Source organism: Saccharibacillus qingshengii (genome assembly GCF_013185195.1).
GTDB lineage: Bacteria > Bacillota > Bacilli > Paenibacillales > Paenibacillaceae > Saccharibacillus > Saccharibacillus qingshengii.
This window is the reverse complement of record NZ_JAAZWC010000016.1, coordinates 1-14,767: the sequence shown is the minus strand read 5'-3', so window position 1 is coordinate 14,767 and position 14,767 is coordinate 1. Positions and strand designations below refer to the sequence as shown.

The window sequence follows — 14,767 nt, the reverse complement described above, 5'->3', positions numbered from 1 at the left end:
CGGTCTGCCGAGCGTTAAACCTGACCGGCCGCCCGTGGCGAGAGCCCGAACCTGACCGAATTTTTTCATGTCATGATCGCAGTCCATGTACCGGTATCTTTTTCAGTATAACCCGCAGGCAGACAATCCGAGAATGTCAGGATGCCGGATAATCATGTCATAAAGCCACATAACGCCTCAACCCGCCAGCATGCCAAAAGGCCTCGGAAATCTTCCCAAGGCCTGCTGCTTCCGTCCACTTTTCGCTTATAAAGAGCCTCTTGACCGCGCCTGCCTGATACAAATGTCGACTGCGGGCGTAGACCGTGAACATCCGCTCCTCTGTCCCGAGCATCGAACAGGCTTTACTAGGCCCTAGGCGCCTATGACGATCGTATTGAACGAACCGGCCGTCAGCTCGAATCGCAGCTTCTCCCCTTCATGCTCCAGCACCAGCTCCCGATTGTCGCGGAAAGGATTGCTCACGACCACGGCGAGGCTGCCATCCGGGTTCCGGAAAGCCGTGGATCTGCCTGCCCAGGGGCCTTTGAGACCCATCCGCCGGGCACCGGGAACCACGTAACGCGCATAATGCTTCATCACATAATATTCGGGATTGCGCGTCAGCTGCCCGCTATCCGGATCGGCCGTCGCCATGGAATTCTGCTCCCAGCCCCAGGTACTGCGGCCTTTCGGTTCGAGAAGCATGTTCCAGTAGATATACGCATGGACACCGTTCATAAAATAATGCTGGAACAGATTGTAGACATACCGCGCGTAACCCCAGCTGTTCAGCCCGTCGCCGCATTCGTTCTCCGTCTGCATATAACGAAGCTCCGGATAGCTGGCAGCCGTACGCTGGATCGCGTATTTGCCTGCCCACTGATAGCCGACGCCTTTGATATAACGATAGGCTTTGGGATCGCTTAATACGACTGCCGCGTAATCGTCGAAGTCCGTCGTCTGTTTCTTCACCAGCTCTTCCCACGGCTCCGGCGCGTTGAGGGTGCCCAGCCAGATCTCGGTATCCAGGCCATGTTCTTCGAACGCAGGTCCCAGATAATCCGCAATGAACTCCCGCAGCCGCTCGCCCGTCCACACGCAGGACGGGAATTTCTGATCGGCGATAACCTCGTTTTGCACATGGATCTGATGGATCGTAATCCCCGCTTCCCGATAAGCCTGCACGAACTTGACGAAATATAGGGCATACGCCCGCAGAATCTCCGGTTCCCAGCGCAGGGTGCCGTAATTATAAGCTTTGGGCGTCTTCATCCAGGTCGGCGGACTCCACGGAGACGCGAACAGCTTCAGGTCAGGATTGCAGCTCAAGGCTTCCCGGATATAAGGAATCAAATACTCGAAATCGCGTTCAATCGAAAAATGCTCCATGGACAGATCGCCGTCATGCTCGTTATGGCTGTACCAGCGTTCGGCATAATCGCTTGCCCCGATCGGGAGCCGGCAGATCGTAAACCGATGCTCGCCTTCGGGATGGAACAGGGCATGCATCCATTGGCGGCGATCCTCGTCGCTGAGATGCCGCAGAGCCAGATACCCCAGTTCGTTGAAGCAGCCTCCGAAACCCTCCACCGTCTGAAAAAGTTCTCCCGTCAGCTGCAAACCGGCCTGTCCGCCCTGCTCTTGCGCATAATCCCGGCTCTGCCAAGCGCTCTTCTCGTCCGTTGCCCAATGTTCGATCTTCCGGTTCGTCATTTCGCTCCTCCTTATGCTTGTGCGTCTATACCGCTTGCGATAGATTAAGTATAGCAAGCGGCTGCATCGATGGAGATACGCCGAATCACGGAGAATTTGCCCAAATCCAAGATACACTGCGAAGGAGCGTTGAACGTGCGGATTCCAGAAGCTTATCAGACCTACCTCTCCCCGGACTCGCATTGGATGCCTGCCATTGACTGGAACGTAAAACTGTTCGGGGCGCATACCCAGAAAGTTCCCTGCGGCTGGCAGGTGCCCGAAGAATCCCATACGGCATTCGAGCTGATGCTGATTCTGCAGGGCCGCCAATCCACCGTGCTGGAGCAGGTCGCCTATGAGCTGCAGGAAGGCGACGTTCTGCTGATCCCGCCGGGCGCCAGGCACGCGACGGAATGCCGCGCTTCGGAAGGCCTGCATTATTTTGCCGCCCATTTCAATCTGGACGATGCGCTGTTCCGCCAGGAGATGCGCCGCTGCGGGCCGCTGCTGCTGCGCTCGGGCCGTTCAGACAACGATCGCCTGCAAACGGCAATCCGCCGCTGGATCGAACTCATTCGTCCCGGCGGACAGTATTCCACGGCCGATCTTTTTCGGATTCAGGCCGGCTTGTTCGAAGTGCTTCACCTGCTGATGGAATTCGTCTCCGAACGCACCGAAGCCGCTGTCTCTCCGACAGCGGCTCATTATGCCACGCTGATCGCCCAGTCGATCAAAGCCGCCTTCGGCGCCGAAAATCTGGGCGCCGCCGGATGCCGGGAGCCCGACATCCGGATCGATCAGATCGCGGCCCGGCTCAAGATCAGCCCGGGGTATGCGCTCGAAGTCTTCCGGCAGGTGTACGGCACCTCGCCGCGCAGCTACCTCTCCGAGCTGAAGCTGCATGAAGCCAAGCAGCTCATCCACCAACCGGAGCTTGCGCTTACCGAGATCGCTTCGAAGTTGGGCTACTCCAGCCTTGCCCATTTCAGCCGCCAATTCAAGCGCTGGACGGGCGTGAGTCCCCGCGCCTATCGGCAGACACTGGGCCGCGTACAAACAGGGGTCTAAGCCACCACGCGCTCCAGGTTCGCCAGGCTTTCCGCCAGCGCCTGTTCGTGGTCGCGTTTGCCGATGGCGCCCGGCACCTGCTCGCATACGATCGTAACCTGCGTGCCTTCCTGCACGGCTTCCAGCTTCCAGGTCATCGTCATCTCTCCGGCATAAGCCGGGTCCGCCGATTCGAAAGTAACGGCCTGGACGATGCGTTCGCCGGGAATCAGCTCCACGAAGCGCCCTTCGACGATATCGGAATTGGGCGACGACTTGCCTTCGAACGGGCCGGAACCGCCGTTATGGGTCAGCACCATCCGATAGCTGCCGCCGGCCTTCGGTTCAAAGCGTTCGATTCGTCCGCGCATCCCGCCGGGCGGAAGCCAGCGCACGAGCACATCCGGATCGACGAATGCCCAATACAGCGTCTGGGGCGAGGCCTTGATAATCCGCGAAGCGGTATCCGTTCTGGTGCCCTGGATCTGGCCTTTGTACCGGTCGGCCATGGCATCCGCAGATCCCAAGGCTGCCTTCGCCGCATGGGAAGTCTCTTCGGATTCGCCGATGCTGATCCGCTGCATCTCCAGTCGGCTCAGCGGCCGCAGCGCATGGAAAAATCCGACTCCCGCGAGCACCGCGCCGACCGTCCGATACGCCGCGATACTGCTCTGCTGCACCAGCCAGAACCGGCCGCCGGCCCCGTACTGATCCAGACTTTCGGTGTAGGCGTCCGCATGCTTAAGTCCCATCTCCGTACTTCGCAGAACAAGCAGCACGCCAACGATGCCGAGCAGCAGCGAAATGACTCTAAGCGCGAATGACAATGACGATTTTTTCATCAAGCACTCCTTCTCGGATGGCCCACCTTCGCCGCAGCCTGTCCCTGTGGACGATCCATGTGAAATGGTAGCTATGATCAAAATTACGCTTAAACGTCACTTGCCGAATCAGCAGCGGAGAAATTAAACGTTACGGACTTACCACAATGTAGGACTGCTTGTAAAAAGGATTCGTTCGCCACAGCTGTTCGAGCTCGGCGATCGGAATTTTGCGGTTGTGCGTGGGTTCGCTGCAGTTGATTTTATGCCCCAGCGAATCCGCCAGATAGAAATAATCTTGATCGTAACCGACGACCGGAGCAAAATGGGCGTATCGCTGATCGGCATGCACTTTGATAAACGCGATGACCGGAATGCCGAGACTTACGCGCTTCTTAAGCGTCTCGATGCTGCCCCGGTAGAATTCCGCCCGATATCCTCTTTTTCGAAAAAGGACCAAAATGCCGCGCGGATCGACGGTACCGTCCAGCAGCTTGCGGGGAAATGCCCGATACAGCTCGTTTCCGTCCGTCTCGGTCCCCAGATGGCGCAGCACGTAAGCACTCGAGAACGCCGCGCACTCCGTATTCTTTTGCAGATCTATCCGGTTGGGCGTCTCGATCACATAACGTTCCGGCATGCCTGCCGTCCGGATCGGATCTTTGCGCGGCAGCGCATGATAATAAGCGGCTATTCCCGCCACCGCCGCCCCTGCTGCCAGCATCGGAAGATTGACGCCGCTGCGCCGCGATGTCGGCTGGCGCTGCTCGATTTCATTATCGTTACTGCCCGATTCCGTCTGCTTATTCATGGTCTCTCGAACCTCCGAATCTTTCTGGATTTCCTTTTCTATCGCCCGAACCTTCGCTGTTATACGGACGGCTAACTGTTTAGCGAACGTCAACCATTCGAACGTAGAGGAGCTGCTGCGCATGATTACCCTTCGCAAGATTACACTGGAGAACCGGCGGGCCATCTTCAATCTGGAAGTCGCCGAAGATCAGCATCGGTTCGTCGCTTCCAATCTGTCCAGCGTCGCTTCCTGCTACGTGCTGGCAACCAACGGCGGAACCCCGTTTCCGCTGGCGATCTACGCGGACGAGGAGCCGGTAGGGTTTGTGATGATTACATACGGCATTACCGGCTACGAGATTCCTTCGATTGCCCATGAGAGCTACTGCATCCTGCGCCTGATGATCGACCGCGAACATCAGAACCGGGGGTACGGCCGCGAAGCCATGACGAAGATTCTGGAATTCATCCGCACTTTCCCCGCCGGCCCCGCGGCTTACTGCTGGATTCAATACGAAGCCGACAATCTGCCCGCCAAAAGACTGTACGAAAGCTTCGGCTTCCGCGACAACGGCGAGGTCTGCGACAATGAGCCGGTGACAGTGCTGAAGCTGTAAAGGGAGAATCCGAGATTACAGCCGCTCTTCCCCTTCATTGTACTCATGCAGCACTTTGTAAGGAAACCCGCCTGCCGCCAGCAGCTCTTCCACGTAACGTTCCTGCTCCTGCAGGGCGACATGATGCGGCGGGTGGACATCCTTCCTATTCACGAACAGAATCCAGGCGGCTTCCGGATCCGCGAATTTGCGTTTTCCTTCCATGTCTTCATTCGGATACAGCTCCATATAGACCTGCATCTCCTTATTGAGATTCCAATAATAATGTTTGTAGACATAGGGCAGCCGCGCTTCCAGCAGCCCTTTGCTTTTGGCCTTGGCCATCATGCGGTTCAGCGGTTCGAAAAAAACTTTGAAATTCGCCGCCAACCGCTTCTCGTCCGCAGGCGTGCTGACGATGCCGTATTCGATGTACTTGTCCATCTTGCCCTCCTCGCCTTCTTCATTCTTTTCCCGTATCCGCTTTTCCGGACAATCCATACAGAAACATGTCCATGATTTCCTTGGTAAAAGGAATAACTGCATCGTATACGGCTTTGTGCCTCATCCCTTCGCTAAACACATTGAGATAGACCATCATGGCAGGCAGCGATAGATGGGGCGAGATGACGCCCTCTTCTTTGCCCTGGGCGAACAGCTGCTGATACAGCGTAATGCCCAGCTTCTCGTACATTTCCTGAATCCGGCTGTCCGGGCGGCTGTATTCCTCCAGAATTTCGTCGATAAACGTACGCGAATATTGATCGATCTCCTGAATTTTCATAAACATCATCTGCTGCATTTTGCTCTCGAAGCTGCGGTCGCTCTCGACAATCTCACGTGAACGTTCGTACATCTCGGTGACATAGTAGACAATCACTTCACGCATCAGTTCTTCTTTTGAACCGAAATAATTGAAGATCGTCACCTTCGAGACTCCCGCTTCGGCGGCTACTTCGGCAACGGTCGTATTCTGGAATCCGTTTCGCATGCAAAGGGATAATGCACTTGAGAGAATCGCCTGCTTCTTCACTTCTTTTCTGCGCTGAAATCCGTCCATCCTGATCCCTCCATGCTCTAGAGTATACCTTTTTATTGAACCGAATTAAATATTTGAGTTCAAAATCATTGTAAACCCTACTCAGAAGGCGTATATTATGAACCACAATCATCAATAAGGTTCATAACCAAGGAGGTTCTTGAGATGGGGGCAATCTTGACGGTTCGCGATCTATCGAAGCAGTTCGGCCATTTTTCGGCTCTGAAAAAGGTAAATCTTGAGGTCGAACCGGGAGAAGTCGTGGGGTTTATAGGGCCCAACGGAGCGGGTAAATCGACCACGATCCGTATTCTGCTGGGCATGCTGCAAGCGACTTCGGGCGATGCCCGGATCTTCGGCCGGGATGTCTGGTCCGATGCCGTCGAGATTCACAAGCGGCTGGCGTATGTACCCGGGGACGTCAATCTCTGGCCCAACTTGACCGGCGGCGAGATCATCGATCTGTTCATGCGGCTCCAAGGCAGTGGAGACCGAGCCCAACGCGATCGGTTGATCGCGAGATTCGAGCTGGACCCCGGCAAGAAGAGCCGCACTTATTCCAAAGGCAACCGTCAGAAAATCGCGCTCGTTTCGGCCTTCGCCACCGATGCCGAGCTCTTCATTCTCGATGAACCGACTTCCGGACTCGACCCGCTGATGGAACGTGTCTTTCAGGAATGTGTCGAAGAGGTCAAAGCGCAGGGTAAAAGCGTGCTGCTCTCCAGTCATATCCTGTCCGAAGTGGAGCGCCTATGCGACCGGGTTGCCATTATCCGCGAAGGCGAGATCATCGAGAGCGGCACCCTTAACGAACTCCGGCATCTCACCCGCATCCTGCTGCGCTCCGAGACGGTGTCCCCGCCCGAGCAGTTGGAGACTTTTCCCGGTGTCCATGATCTGGAGCGCAGCGGCAGCCGGGCAGTCTTCCAAGTGGATTCGGATCAGCTTGGCGCCGTGATGAATTATCTGGCCGGACTGGGAATTCTCAAGCTGGAGAGTACGCCGCCGACGCTGGAGGATCTCTTCATGCGCCGCTACGAGCAGAGCGGAGCGAAACGGAGCGAAACGGAGCGATGATCATGCCTAATTCGAAGCTTCGCGCTTTTGCCGGTATGCCGATGCTGCTTCGTTTCCGGCTTCGGCAGGATCGGTTCAAGCTGCTGTGCTGGATCGGAGGCCTGGCTCTGTTTTCGATCGGCGTCGCTTATGCGTTAGATGGATTGTTTCCGAGCGCGGAAGAACGCCAGGCGCTGGCACAGACGCTGCGCAGCCCGGCTATGGTCGCGATCATCGGACCCAGCGACGCGCTGAACGCCTATACGACAGGAGCCATGTTTGCCCATCGCATGATGCTGTTCACCGCCCTTGCCGTGGCTATCATGAATATTCTGATCATGAACGGGCATACGCGCGGCGACGAAGAGGACGGCAAGGTCGAGATGCTGCGCGCGGCGAGCATCGGCAGACTTGCCGTTCCGGGAGCGGCGCTGCTTGAGATGCTGCTCGTCAATGGACTGCTGGCGCTCGTTCACGGCATCGGTCTCGGTGCGATCGGCATCGCAACGATGCCTTTCTCCTCTTCTCTTCTCTACGGAGCGGCGCTGGGCGCAGTCGGCTTGATGTTCGCGGCAGCCGCGGCCCTGTTCGCCCAGCTCTCGACATCCGGCCGCGGAACGCTTACCCTCTCCTTGGCCCTTCTGGGCGCATATTATGTGCTGCGGGCGATGATCGATACCCGTTCTCCCGAGCTGTCCTGGTTCATTCCGCTCTCGTGGAGTTATCTGACGGATGCCTATGTGCTCGACCGCTGGCTGCCGGTCCTGTTGGCGTTGGGCTTATCGGTTCTGCTGGTGCTTGCCGCACTCTGGCTCAACTCGATTCGCGACGTGGGAGCCGGATTTCTTCCGCAGCGCGGCGGACGCCTTCACGCTCGGCGAAGCCTGCTGTCGCCGTTCGGATTGACGCTGCGGCTTCAGCGCACCATGCTGATCAGCTGGGGAATCGCGATGCTGGTGATCGGGCTGGTCTACGGCTCGGTGTTCGGCAGCCTCGACGAATTCATGGCCGGCAACGCTTCGCTTGAACGGCTGCTGCCGCCCGGAAGCGCAGGCGATCTGAACGCGCAGTTTCTGAGTCTGCTGACGGTTGTTCTGGCTGTGATGGGCAGCATCCCGGCGCTCACCAGCCTGTTTCGGCTTAAGAGCGAGGAGAACCGGGGCATGCTCGACAATCTGTGGAGCCGGTCCGTCTCCCGGCGCCATCTGTTCCTGCTCCACTGCGGCTTCGCCGCAGCCGTCGGAGTACTCGCTCTGCTCCTAGCGTCGGCGGGACTGTACGGCACGCAAGCTTCCTCGATGGACCATCCGTTCACTGTGGGCATAATCTTCTGTGCGGTGCTGTCCTATATCCCGGCTCTGCTGTTTGTCATCGGTGTCGGAGCGCTGCTCATCGGCTGGCTTCCCCACCTGACCGGACTTCTCTGGCTCTATCTCGCCTACTGCTTTATCACGGATTATATGGGCGACCTGCTGAATCTTCCGGATGGCCTGAAAAAGCTGACTATCTTCAGCCATGTGCCGAAGTTCCCGGTCGATGCCTGGCAGTGGCAGCCTCTGCTCTGGATTACGCTTATCGCGGTTGTGCTGGTCGCCGCCGGATACGCCGGATATCGCAGACGGGACATGCGATAATCGCCGGACCCGCCCTAAATCTCGCAGCAACTAAAGTAACGTTATCCACGCTCTGAGGCAGTCGGGCCATCCGACTGCCTTTTGCTGCGTCCATAAAATTCCGATTGACACTTCCTGTGTCCCGCTATATGATGATCTCGAAATGAGTGAGTACTCACTTTTAAAAAAGTACGGAGGTGCAGTATGGCTACTTCTGACGATATTTGTCTGCGGGCTGCCGGGATCAGTCGAAGCTTTGGAGGACGTCAGGTGCTTCAGGACATCGATCTGGATATTCAAAAGTCGGAGATTTTCGGACTGCTCGGACCGTCGGGCGCGGGGAAGACGACGTTGGTCAAACTGTTTGCGGGAATCGACGAAGCGACGACCGGCAGTGTCGATCTTCTGGGCACAAGGCTGCCCAAGCTATCGATGCTGCAGCGGATCGGTTATATGGCGCAGTCGGATGCGCTCTACATGGAATTGTCGGCCCGTGAAAACCTGCAGTTTTTCGGAGAATTGATGGGACTTGGCGGACAGGCTCTCAAGCGGAGAATGAATCATGTCGTCGAACTGGTAGGGCTCGGCGAACATCTGCGCAAGCCTGTGTCTTCCTATTCGGGCGGAATGAAGCGCCGGCTGTCGCTGGCAATTGCGCTGATCCACGAGCCGGAAGTGCTGATCCTCGATGAACCGACCGTCGGCATCGATCCGGTCATGCGCCAGTCGATCTGGGACGAGCTGCGGCAGATTCGCGCCGCGGGCGCGACGATCATCGTCACGACGCATGTGATGGACGAAGCCGACAAATGCGATCGTCTCGGCATGGTTCGGGACGGCCGCTTGATCGCGGTCGGGACGCCGGAAGGACTCAAACAGGATACCGGCAGCCATACGATTGAAGAAGCTTTTCTCTATTACGGAGGTGTCCGTCCATGAGAATCCGTGCCTTGGTCATCCGGATTATCCGGCAGTTTCTCCGCGACAAACGAACGCTGGCCCTGCTTATCGTTGCGCCTCTGCTTGTTCTGTCGCTTATGTATCTCGTATTCGACGGCGACGACTATGTCCCGAAGCTCGGCACGGTCGATCTGCCGGACGCCGTTGTGCAGCAGTTGGAGAAAGGCAGCGTCGACCTTCATTCGTATCCGAATACGGCCGAAGCGGACGCCGCGCTGCAGGCGCAGGATATCGACGGTTATCTGTCTCTTGACGGTACACAGCCGCATCTCAAGCTTGAAGGCAGCGAACCTTCCAAGAACCGCGCCGTTCAGATGCTGGTCGCCCGCACGTTCAGCGATCTTACCTCGGATCGCGCCCAGGCGGGAACCGCCGGAATGCCGAAGATCGAACCCAAGGTCGATTATCTGCACGGCGGCGAAGACATGACGACATTCGACAGCCTGGGTCCGATCTTTATCGGCGTCTTCGCCTTTTTCTTCGTCTTCCTGATCGCCGGCGTCTCCTTCCTGAAGGAGCGGACCAGCGGGACACTGGAACGGCTGCTGGCAACGCCGATCCGGCGGTGGGAGATCGTGGTCGGTTATATGGTGGGCTTCGGCATCTTCATGGGTATTCAGGCCGTCCTGATTGCCACCTACTGTATTCATGTGCTGGGCCTAATGATGGACGGCTCGCTTGGTCTGGTTCTGCTGGTCACGCTGCTGTTGGCCGCGGCCGCGCTCAGCCTGGGCATGCTGCTCTCGACATTGGCCAACACGGAATTCCAGATGATTCAGTTCATTCCGATCGTGATCGTGCCGCAGATCTTCTTCTCCGGATTGTTCGATCTGGATACGATGTCGCCGTGGATCAGCTGGTTATCGCATATCATGCCGCTTACCTACGGTTCGGAAGCGCTGAAGAACATCATGCTGCGCGGCGAAGGTTGGAGCGGAATCGCTTCGGATACCTACGTGCTGATCGGCATCTCGGCGGTATTCATCGCTGCCAACGTGCTGGCTCTGCGAAAATATCGTAAGATATAATAACCTTTCGTGTTGACAAGGTACTAAGGAGCCTCGAGGATAAGGATGGTCGATCATGACGGACAATAACGAACAATGGCTGGAAGAACTGCTGAAGCTGATGGACGGCGAAGGAGGCAGCAAGACCGAGAAACAGGCGAAGATTTTGGATGCCGCCATCGATATTTTTGCCGAGAAAGGCTTCGCTGCCGCTTCTACCAGCGAAATTGCGCAGAAAGCCGGCGTTGCCGAAGGAACGATCTTCCGGCATTACAAGACGAAAAAAGATCTGCTGCTGGCGATTGCCGGCCCGATCGCGCTCAAGCTCGCCGCCCCGTTCATGCTCCGTGAATTTGCAGTGAAGGTGCTGGACAGTACGCAGCCGCCCGAGCAGGTCGAAGATTTCTTTCGGGCAGTAGCGAAAGACCGTTTCCGGTTCGCTCGCAAAAATATTAAGATGCTTAGAATCTGGATTCATGAGATTCCTTACCAGCCGGAGCTGCTCGAGCAGGTGCAGAAGCTGTTCAGGGAGATCGTCTACTCGCGAATGGAGAAGATCATCCGGCATTATCAGGAACGCGGACAGATCATCGAAGCGCCGCCGTGGCGGGTACTGCGAACGGCCGTCAGTTTGTTCGTCGGCATGGTGGTGACCCATCTGCTGATCCTGCCGCTCGACGAGCAGGACGAAGACGAAGAGATCGAGCGTACGATCGACCTGCTGATGCATGGGCTATCGCCGCATGCGCGGCCGTCCGATTCCCGCCAATAGACCGCTGCTCGCTTATAGACAAGAAAAAGACCGCTCAAGGAGCGGCCTTTTTGTCCTGCTTATTTTCATTTTCTGTCTATCTTTGTTCCGGTCCGGCTACGGCTTATCGAATCGAGGTCAAAAACCGTTCCAACGGAGCCGTATCGGTAATACTATGGTTGCAAGCCTCATTATCCATGCAGACGTACTGACCGACCGACGAGAAATTGTCCGGCGAGCTTCCTTTCAGCTTCACATTGAAGAACCCCAACTCCTGATGCCGATTGCAGAACATGCAGAAGCCTTTTTTGTTCGTCGAAGTAATCCGTCCTTCCACGCCGAGCATCTGTCCTTCGTACGGATAGACGATGAACAGTCGGTTGGTCGCGATGTCGATCCATCTCAGATAGGTCGTATGCGCGTAGTCCAGACGTTCGAGATCGGGAAGCTTCAATTTCTTCGCCTTGGGAAACAGCTTCTGCGCCTGCTTCGCCGTCACTTCCGGGAAAGGCAGCAGGTACGATTCAAGCGAATCCAGATAATCCTGAATGTCATGCGCCGCTTCGTATTGGGCCAGCTGCTCGATCAGCGCTTTTTGTTCTTCGTTCAATCCGTCGAAAGCTTCCAGCGCGTTGCTCACCGCCGTTACCCGAACGGTATCGAGTACCTTGCGATCCGCGACCGTACGCAGCGTCTTGAGCAGGAAATTGGCCTGTTTTTTGATAACGTTCAGTTGATGATTGTGAATAAATGGTGTTTGCATATGCATAGCTTTCAGCCCCTTATAAAGTTTGGTTAAACGATAAGGTGCAAAGCCTGCCGAGCAAAACGTTCATGTCAGAGATCGGGGACGAAGCATTTCGCGCTCGCCGCCCTACACAAAGTCCGCCCCTATTCAGGCTCTGCGTAAGGCTTTTCTAGCAAACGAGCAATCCGGTGCGTTCCACATTGCCACGGCAAGACCCCCAGTACAATTGGTATAGGGGAAGTATAGCAGGGCAGGCCGATCCAGACAATCCTCGAATGTTTTTCGCCGCCGGATCAACGGACAAACATGATGTAATCCACATTTACCGGCGTGTAACCGTCCTGGCGAAGCTGCATATTGATCTGCCCTCTGTGGTACTGTCCGTGAAGAGCGATCTGCAGCAGAATATCTCTTACCGAATTTGTAAAAGGCGTGCCTCGGCTGTCTTTGTACGAAACGGCGCGGTCCGGATCGGAAGCTTCGGCATCGGCCAGAAAGGCTTCGAAGCCTTCCGCGTTCTGGCGCATCAGTTCGGCGCACAAGGCGGCATCCGATTCCGACCAGATCGGCAGCTGCGAGCTGTCTGCGCCTTGAAGCCGAGTCAGCCAGACCCGCTCGGCGTTCAGCAGATGCGTGAACAGCGTCAGCGGTTTGCCGGACGCCCCCGCATTTTGCAGAGCGGCGAGCAGCGTCTGATTGGCCCAATCGAGGTGACGGAACATTTGGCTTATCGTCTCCATAGAGAGTCTCCTCCTTAGAAAAAGTGCAGATGTTCGGCAATCGATTCGATCACCGTAGACCAATCGTCTTCGTGAAGCTCATGACCGCTGCCTTCGAGAGTCAGCAGCTTCGCTCCCGGAATCCGATTGAACAGATACAGCCCGTGCTCATAAGGAAGAATCGGGTCTTCCGTGCCGTGGATCACCAGAGCGGGAACGGAAATTTCTTTGGTCCGCCTCATGTAGACTTCTCCGCCCGTCAGCTGGGCATGGTTGGTCATACTGCTCGGACGTTCCGCCCGGTCGAAGTCCTGACCCGCAAGCTCATCGGTCTTCTTCTCGTCAAAAGCATGTTTCGAACCGACCAGTACTCTCGAACGGTCGATCGAAAAGCGGACGAAGGAATCCCGGTCCGTCAGATCCACGTCTCCCATCTGCGCAAAAAAGGCCGCCACTTTCTCTTCCATCGGAGGAAGATGCGCGGCAAAGTTGGACGAAGCCAGCAAGATGACGCTCCGAACCCGGTTCTGGTGCCGCAGGGCGACAATTTGTGCCAGCATGCCGCCAAGCGACATCCCCATGATATGTGCCTGCTCGATTTCATACGCGTCCAGCACGGAGATCGCGTCGTCCGCCATATCTTCGAGCGTGTATTCCGGCTGCCCGGGGTCGTAAACCGTCGAACGGCCGACATCGCGGTTGTCGTAGCGGATCATGAACAGTCCCCGGTCCGCCAACTGCCGGCAGAATTTTTCTTCCCACCAGATCATCGAAGACTGCGCGCCCATAATCAGCAGCAGCGCCGGATCTTCGGGATCTCCGAAACTTTCCGTGCAGATAGTTACGCCATCTATCCGTATATAGGTTTCACTCAATTCGTTTCCTCCTTTTCACTCCGGCTTGTGCGCCATTCCTGTTCCAAAATGCCCATTTCGATCAAGTTCCAGAACGAATCCCCGTACCGGCGCGAATCGCGGATCAAGCCTTCCCGGACAAAGCCCGCTTTCTCGTAGCAGCTTAACGCGGATCGGTTGAAGTCGAATACGCCCAAGCCGATCCGGTGCAGGCCGAAATCCTCGAACCCGATTCGCAGAATCCCGCGCATCATCTGCAGGCCGTATCCTTTGCCTCTGTGGGAGTCGAAGAGCAGCACCCTGCCGACGCGGGCCGAACGGTTATACCGGTCGAGAGCCGCAAGAGAGAGATGCCCTACCGTTTCACCCGTGGACGATTCGACCGCTTTGTAGATGAACGTCGAAGAAGTCTCGGGATCGTTGGCTTCGTTCAGGTAAACGGCAAGCTGATCTTCCGAGAGCGGGAAGCGAAAGCTCGGGCCCGACCATTGCAGCAGAAATGCTTCGTCGCCGCTCCAGCGGATCAGCGGCCCGAAATCGCGGGGTTCGAAATATTGAAGCGTAATCATAACCTTCCTCCTTCTCGTGACGGCAGAACCTTTTAACTGTGATCTTCGATCCGCACCAGCTTTTCTCCTTTTTTTCGAAAGACCGATTTTCCCCGGAGCTGCAGAACTTCGCCCGCTTTCATGCCGTTGGGCAGATCGACCGCAAGGGTCGCTTCATAATCGATCTCAACTTCCGCTCCGCCCTGCGTGAACTCGATCTGTCGGATCGTTTGGCGCCGCTCCGAGAAGATCTGCACGGATTGTTCGGCCAGGGCGCGGAAGTCCGGAATCCCTTGGGTTTCGGTCGTTACTACGCCTTGGGCTATGTTCAGGAACCGGATATCTTCATCCAATACGTCCAGCATGCCTTGAATATCGAACGTGTTATAAGCGCTCAAATACCGTTCAATCAGACGCTGCATCTCTTCGTTTTCCATACGTTCCACGCTCCCTGTTCATTTTTATGACGGATTGTCAATCCAAGTGCAACACTTCGTCCTGAAACGATTCGTGTGTAGACTTCCAGCCTAGACATTTGC

The 14,767-nt window shown here is 56.4% G+C and carries 17 protein-coding genes; 7 read left to right on the top strand and 10 right to left on the bottom strand.

The window, feature by feature from the left end; genetic code table 11:
* Positions 1-354: 354 nt before the first annotated feature.
* On the bottom strand, positions 355-1,695 hold the full coding sequence (locus HRQ60_RS14330) for a glycoside hydrolase family 30 protein (protein WP_172196539.1): 1,341 nt from the start codon (positions 1,693-1,695) through the stop codon (positions 355-357).
* Between the two features lie 135 nt (positions 1,696-1,830).
* On the opposite strand from HRQ60_RS14330, the gene HRQ60_RS14325 reads away from it, so the two are divergent.
* Entirely contained in the window at positions 1,831-2,745 is a 915-nt protein-coding gene (locus tag HRQ60_RS14325; RefSeq protein WP_343044695.1) for a helix-turn-helix transcriptional regulator, read from the top strand.
* Here the strand turns inward: HRQ60_RS14325 and HRQ60_RS23720 are convergent.
* Both HRQ60_RS23720 and HRQ60_RS14315 read right to left on the bottom strand, forming a co-directional pair.
* Positions 2,742-3,566, bottom strand: coding sequence for an SRPBCC family protein (locus tag HRQ60_RS23720; protein WP_246281335.1), 825 nt, complete (start codon positions 3,564-3,566; stop codon positions 2,742-2,744). The genes HRQ60_RS14325 and HRQ60_RS23720 overlap by 4 nt on opposite strands.
* 130 nt (positions 3,567-3,696) lie before the next feature.
* Positions 3,697-4,356 (bottom strand): cysteine peptidase family C39 domain-containing protein, encoded by a 660-nt coding sequence (locus tag HRQ60_RS14315; RefSeq protein ID WP_246281334.1) that lies wholly within the window; start codon positions 4,354-4,356, stop codon positions 3,697-3,699.
* A 121-nt stretch (positions 4,357-4,477) separates the two neighbouring features.
* Between HRQ60_RS14315 and HRQ60_RS14310 the strand changes: the two genes are divergently transcribed.
* Positions 4,478-4,954, top strand: coding sequence for a GNAT family N-acetyltransferase (locus HRQ60_RS14310; RefSeq protein WP_172196535.1), 477 nt, complete (start codon positions 4,478-4,480; stop codon positions 4,952-4,954).
* A gap of 15 nt (positions 4,955-4,969) precedes the next feature.
* Here HRQ60_RS14310 and HRQ60_RS14305 read toward each other — a convergent pair whose 3' ends face one another.
* Entirely contained in the window at positions 4,970-5,377 is a 408-nt protein-coding gene (locus HRQ60_RS14305) for a hypothetical protein (protein ID WP_172196533.1), read from the bottom strand.
* 19 nt (positions 5,378-5,396) lie between these two features.
* Entirely contained in the window at positions 5,397-5,993 is a 597-nt protein-coding gene (locus HRQ60_RS14300; protein ID WP_172196531.1) for a TetR/AcrR family transcriptional regulator, read from the bottom strand.
* 144 nt (positions 5,994-6,137) lie between these two features.
* Between HRQ60_RS14300 and HRQ60_RS14295 the strand changes: the two genes are divergently transcribed.
* From HRQ60_RS14295 to HRQ60_RS14275, 5 genes are all read left to right on the top strand, one after another.
* On the top strand, positions 6,138-7,049 hold the full coding sequence (locus HRQ60_RS14295) for an ABC transporter ATP-binding protein (protein ID WP_172196529.1): 912 nt from the start codon (positions 6,138-6,140) through the stop codon (positions 7,047-7,049).
* A 2-nt stretch (positions 7,050-7,051) separates the two neighbouring features.
* On the top strand, positions 7,052-8,662 hold the full coding sequence (locus HRQ60_RS14290) for an ABC transporter permease (protein WP_172196527.1): 1,611 nt from the start codon (positions 7,052-7,054) through the stop codon (positions 8,660-8,662).
* A gap of 183 nt (positions 8,663-8,845) precedes the next feature.
* Entirely contained in the window at positions 8,846-9,580 is a 735-nt protein-coding gene (locus tag HRQ60_RS14285) for an ABC transporter ATP-binding protein (protein ID WP_172196525.1), read from the top strand.
* The gene (locus tag HRQ60_RS14280; protein WP_172196523.1) at positions 9,577-10,629 is read left to right on the top strand and encodes an ABC transporter permease; all 1,053 of its coding nucleotides are present in this window, start codon (positions 9,577-9,579) and stop codon (positions 10,627-10,629) included. Before HRQ60_RS14285 ends, HRQ60_RS14280 begins: the two co-directional genes overlap by 4 nt.
* A gap of 55 nt (positions 10,630-10,684) precedes the next feature.
* The gene (locus HRQ60_RS14275; RefSeq protein ID WP_172196521.1) at positions 10,685-11,380 is read left to right on the top strand and encodes a TetR/AcrR family transcriptional regulator; all 696 of its coding nucleotides are present in this window, start codon (positions 10,685-10,687) and stop codon (positions 11,378-11,380) included.
* Between the two features lie 103 nt (positions 11,381-11,483).
* On the opposite strand, the gene HRQ60_RS14270 is transcribed toward HRQ60_RS14275, so the two are convergent.
* The 5 genes from HRQ60_RS14270 to HRQ60_RS14250 all read right to left on the bottom strand — a co-directional run bounded on the left by HRQ60_RS14270 (position 11,484) and on the right by HRQ60_RS14250 (position 14,665).
* A complete protein-coding gene (locus HRQ60_RS14270) occupies positions 11,484-12,122 on the bottom strand; it encodes a FusB/FusC family EF-G-binding protein (RefSeq protein WP_172196694.1) in 639 nt (212 codons plus the stop codon).
* Positions 12,123-12,400: 278 nt separating this feature from the next.
* Positions 12,401-12,847 carry a DinB family protein gene (locus HRQ60_RS14265; protein WP_172196519.1) on the bottom strand — a complete coding sequence of 149 codons (447 nt, stop codon included), beginning with the start codon at positions 12,845-12,847 and terminating at the stop codon, positions 12,401-12,403.
* A 14-nt stretch (positions 12,848-12,861) separates the two neighbouring features.
* A complete protein-coding gene (gene mle / locus HRQ60_RS14260; RefSeq protein WP_172196517.1) occupies positions 12,862-13,701 on the bottom strand; it encodes an alpha/beta fold macrolide esterase in 840 nt (279 codons plus the stop codon).
* A complete protein-coding gene (locus HRQ60_RS14255) occupies positions 13,698-14,249 on the bottom strand; it encodes a GNAT family N-acetyltransferase (RefSeq protein WP_172196515.1) in 552 nt (183 codons plus the stop codon). The genes mle and HRQ60_RS14255 overlap by 4 nt, the downstream gene beginning before the upstream one ends.
* A 32-nt stretch (positions 14,250-14,281) precedes the next feature.
* Positions 14,282-14,665 carry a nuclear transport factor 2 family protein gene (locus HRQ60_RS14250; RefSeq protein ID WP_172196513.1) on the bottom strand — a complete coding sequence of 128 codons (384 nt, stop codon included), beginning with the start codon at positions 14,663-14,665 and terminating at the stop codon, positions 14,282-14,284.
* Positions 14,666-14,767 lie beyond the last annotated feature (102 nt).

Bases quoted from the DNA above. Each gene is read 5' to 3' on its own strand.
- HRQ60_RS14330 (WP_172196539.1), bottom strand. From the start codon at position 1,695: ATGACGAACCGGAAGATCGAACATTGGGCAACGGACGAGAAGAGCGCT.
- HRQ60_RS23720 (WP_246281335.1), bottom strand. From the start codon at position 3,566: ATGAAAAAATCGTCATTGTCATTCGCGCTTAGAGTCATTTCGCTGCTG.
- HRQ60_RS14315 (WP_246281334.1), bottom strand. From the start codon at position 4,356: ATGAATAAGCAGACGGAATCGGGCAGTAACGATAATGAAATCGAGCAG.
- HRQ60_RS14310 (WP_172196535.1), top strand. From the start codon at position 4,478: ATGATTACCCTTCGCAAGATTACACTGGAGAACCGGCGGGCCATCTTC.
- HRQ60_RS14305 (WP_172196533.1), bottom strand. From the start codon at position 5,377: ATGGACAAGTACATCGAATACGGCATCGTCAGCACGCCTGCGGACGAG.
- HRQ60_RS14300 (WP_172196531.1), bottom strand. From the start codon at position 5,993: ATGGACGGATTTCAGCGCAGAAAAGAAGTGAAGAAGCAGGCGATTCTC.
- HRQ60_RS14295 (WP_172196529.1), top strand. From the start codon at position 6,138: ATGGGGGCAATCTTGACGGTTCGCGATCTATCGAAGCAGTTCGGCCAT.
- HRQ60_RS14290 (WP_172196527.1), top strand. From the start codon at position 7,052: ATGCCTAATTCGAAGCTTCGCGCTTTTGCCGGTATGCCGATGCTGCTT.
- HRQ60_RS14285 (WP_172196525.1), top strand. From the start codon at position 8,846: ATGGCTACTTCTGACGATATTTGTCTGCGGGCTGCCGGGATCAGTCGA.
- HRQ60_RS14280 (WP_172196523.1), top strand. From the start codon at position 9,577: ATGAGAATCCGTGCCTTGGTCATCCGGATTATCCGGCAGTTTCTCCGC.
- HRQ60_RS14275 (WP_172196521.1), top strand. From the start codon at position 10,685: ATGACGGACAATAACGAACAATGGCTGGAAGAACTGCTGAAGCTGATG.
- HRQ60_RS14270 (WP_172196694.1), bottom strand. From the start codon at position 12,122: ATGCAAACACCATTTATTCACAATCATCAACTGAACGTTATCAAAAAA.
- HRQ60_RS14265 (WP_172196519.1), bottom strand. From the start codon at position 12,847: ATGGAGACGATAAGCCAAATGTTCCGTCACCTCGATTGGGCCAATCAG.
- HRQ60_RS14255 (WP_172196515.1), bottom strand. From the start codon at position 14,249: ATGATTACGCTTCAATATTTCGAACCCCGCGATTTCGGGCCGCTGATC.
- HRQ60_RS14250 (WP_172196513.1), bottom strand. From the start codon at position 14,665: ATGGAAAACGAAGAGATGCAGCGTCTGATTGAACGGTATTTGAGCGCT.